The 1,442-nt window shown below is 58.1% G+C and carries 1 protein-coding gene; it reads right to left on the bottom strand.

From position 1 onward, the window contains the following. Nucleotides 1–27 precede the first annotated feature (27 nt). Nucleotides 28–1,397, bottom strand: a protein-coding gene (locus PH562_RS30600; protein WP_285177636.1) for an IS3 family transposase whose coding sequence is annotated in 2 segments (ribosomal slippage) — nucleotides 28–917 and nucleotides 917–1,397 — 1,371 coding nt in all. Because the reading frame shifts where the segments join, the coding sequence is not laid out codon by codon here. Nucleotides 1,398–1,442 lie beyond the last annotated feature (45 nt).

Raw genomic sequence — 1,442 nt, 5'->3', positions numbered from 1 at the left:
TGAACTGACCCCATAAAGTTGGACGGTTCATAGGCTGGGATGATTTGAGGGCTGGGTCCTGTATTTCACAGGGCTCAGCCCTTTGAGTTTCATCCTGATGCGATCGTTGTTGTAGTAGCGAATGTATTCCTCGATTCCGTCTCTCAGATTGTCGATGCTGTCGAATTGATTGGGATGGAAGAACTCGGACTTGAGCGTGGCAAAGAAGCTCTCCATGGCGGCATTGTCGAGGCAGTTGCCCTTGCGTGACATGCTTTGGGCGACATTGCCTTGTTGGAGCATACGGCTCCATTCTGGCATCTGATATTGCCATCCCTGATCGGAATGCAGGATCGGCCTGTCATCGTCATGGAGCTTGGTCAATGCCTTGTTGAGCATGTCCCTGACCAGCTTGAAGATCGGCCGCCTCGCCATCTCATACGCGATGATCTCGCCATTGTGGAGGTCCATGACCGGCGACAGGAAGAGCTTCTCGCCGGCGACTTTGAACTCGGTGACATCGGTTGCCCACTTCTGGTTCATGCGCCGGGCAGCGAACTGTCGTTGGATGAGATCTGGCGCGACGTGCCCAGCCTGGCCCTTGTAAGAGCGGTACTTCTTCGGCCGAACCAGGGACTTCAGCCTCATCTCGACCATCAGCCGCTGGACAGTCTTGTGGTTGACCGCCTCTCCGCGGCCACGGATCGCCGCCGTCACCCGACGATAGCCGTAGCGTCCCTTGTGTTCATCGAAGATCGATCGGATCGTCACCTTCAGCGCCGCATGTCGGTCGCCGGAGGAGAGCACCTTCTGCTGATAATAGAACGTGCTACGCGCCAGGCCCGAAAGCGCCAGCAGCCCGTCGAGCGGATGCTGCGGCCTTAACGCCTGGACGGCTTGCGTCCGTTCGGCGCGTGACGCGCCTGCGTTAAGGCCTCCAGTTTTTTTAGGTAGGCGTTCTCCATGCGCAGATAGGCCAGTTCCGCCAGCAATTCCTCGCGGCTCTTGGCAGCGTCATCCTGCGCTCCATCCGTGCTGGTGTCCGTGGTAGGGGGCTCGGGCATCGATCGTGGTCTGCCTCTCCGGCGCGGGGCAAGGGCCTCAAGCCCACCGCGCTCATATTGCCTCTCCCAGACTGAGAGGCAACCGGCGTTGCGAATGTCGAAAAGCGCGGCCGCCTGTCGACGGGACAGACCATCTTTCCACATACGTTCGAGGACCGATAGTCTGAACTGCGCATCATAGTGACTATGTTTACGTGCCAAGCCCGCCAAGCCATGCTCCGCGTGGCTGGAGACCCACCGCCGCACCATCGAATAATCAAGCCCGAAGCGCAGACCTACCTCCCGGTAGCTACGCTCTCCATTGCCGTAATACTCAATGACTTCTCGCTTGAATGCGCTGCTGTATTTGGACATGCAAAACCCCCGAAGTTGGGTGTCCAACTTTCGGGGGTCAATTCA

Origin of the sequence: Rhizobium centroccidentale, from assembly GCF_030182565.1 — a bacterium.
In the GTDB taxonomy this organism is placed as follows: Bacteria; Pseudomonadota; Alphaproteobacteria; order Rhizobiales; family Rhizobiaceae; genus Rhizobium.
Note: the sequence above shows the minus strand (reverse complement) of the source record. Positions and strands in the feature narration are given on the sequence as shown.